The organism is Enterococcus sp. 1001283B150225_161107_E12 (assembly GCF_015556925.1).
Classification (GTDB): Bacteria; Bacillota; Bacilli; order Lactobacillales; family Enterococcaceae; genus Enterococcus_B; species Enterococcus_B mundtii.
The window spans coordinates 1-1,718 of the sequence record NZ_JADNNI010000034.1; the positions used below are offsets into that span (position 1 = coordinate 1).

Genomic DNA, 1,718 nt, shown 5'->3' on the forward strand with positions numbered 1-1,718 from the left:
TGAAGTGCCCCCTGTCAAGTAGACAGTAAAAAAACAAAAATGGTATGAAAACAGGGATCGAGTCACTCGATTCCTGTTTTCATGCAGCTTGCTTTCTAAACTCATTCGGCGAAAGCTCATTCAAGGCTTCCGAATAGCGGTAGTTATTATAATACCGCATATATTCACCTACAGATTTCTTTAAGTCCTCAAAATTCTGGTAGCTTTCTTGATAAAATTTTTCTTCTTTAAAGGTTCCCCAAAAATGTTCAATCGGTTGATTATCTAGACAACGCCCCACTCGGGACATACTTTTGGTGAACTTATATGTTGTTTCAAGTTTCTTATAGTCATAAGACGTGTATTGAAACCCACGATCACTATGAAGTAATGGTCTTACTCCAGAGTTCTTATCCATTGCTTTTTTTATCGTATTCATGACAAGTAAATTATTGTTTGAATGACCTAGCTCCCAAGAGACAATCGAATGATCATAGAGATCGATGATTGCACTTAAATAGGCTTTTCTACCATTTCCATAGCGCAATTCAGTCACGTCTGTACACCATTTCTGATTGGGCTTTTTAGCGACAAATTTACGGTTTAATACATTTTCTGCAACATGTGCTTCCATCGATTTTATATAAGTGGGACGCTTTTTTTTGATGACTGCTTTGATACCAATGGCTTTCATTAATCGATAATAACGATTTCGAGAATACTGTTTCTTTAGTTTTCTGTTAATCTGCATTCGAATTTGCCGATAACCAATTGCTCCTTTTTTGCTGTCATATTTCTTCTTAATCTCTTTCGCCAACTTTCGGTTGGCCATTTCCTTTTTGGAAGGTTGCCATTTCACCCATTTATAGTACGAAGAGCGGGCAATCCCTGCTAACTGACAGAGCTGAGTGATTGAATAGTTCTTCTCTTCATGAAGAGAAGAAATCGTTTGGTAGAGTTCAACGTTCCTCACTAACGTGAGGGATGGTTTCGCCGCCGAACTTCCTGTAGCTTTTTTACGAAATCATTCTCCATTTCTAAATGCTTGTTTCGAGCTTCTAACTCTTTTACTCGTAATTTCAGCCGTTCTTCTTCGGTTAAGAACTCGCTTGATCTGTTTCGACCACGATTGTCTTTTAACGCTTCTTCTCCATATTGTTGGTATTTTTTTACCCAAGAATACACCTGTTGATAGGAAATATCGTATTTTTCAATCGACTGCGCGTAATTCAGCTCATTAGCGATGGTATATTGAGCGATCTCGATACGCTCTTGATAAGTGGTTTTACGTCCTTTTGTCATGGTTTTGGGTACACTGCCTTTACTTGTAAATTTTAGTGTTTCCCCCTTAGTATAACTTGAAATCCATTTTCTTAAAACGGAGTGTGAAGATATTTGAAATAATAGCGTTGCCTGACGAAGAGACATCTCTTTATTGAGGACAGCTAGAATGGCTTTCTGTTTTTGTTCACGATCATACCGCTTCCAGGTTTTCGCCTCTTTTAACCCCTCGAGCCCCTCCTCGTTATATTTATGAATCCAACTTTCTATCGTCCCATTGGAAAGAGAATATTTCTTCGTTATACTGTTTACGCTACAACGACCACCCATCACCTCTGAAATGATCTGATATTTTTCTTTTGGAGAATATGGACTTCTCTTAGACATACAAAAAACTCCTTATAAAGTAGATTTGGAATTTTGTTTTTTTCCTTGTCTACTTTATAGGGAGCATATCA

Annotated in this window: 2 protein-coding genes; both read right to left on the minus strand. The window is 37.7% G+C overall.

The window, feature by feature from the left end; genetic code table 11:
• Positions 1-79: 79 nt before the first annotated feature.
• Positions 80-952: an IS3 family transposase gene (locus I2F89_RS15375; RefSeq protein WP_115357195.1), complete on the minus strand. Its 873-nt coding sequence runs from the start codon at positions 950-952 to the stop codon at positions 80-82.
• Positions 952-1,647, minus strand: a complete 696-nt coding sequence (locus I2F89_RS15380; RefSeq protein WP_115357196.1) for a helix-turn-helix domain-containing protein — start codon at positions 1,645-1,647, stop codon at positions 952-954. The genes I2F89_RS15375 and I2F89_RS15380 overlap by 1 nt, the downstream gene beginning before the upstream one ends.
• Positions 1,648-1,718: the final 71 nt, after the last annotated feature.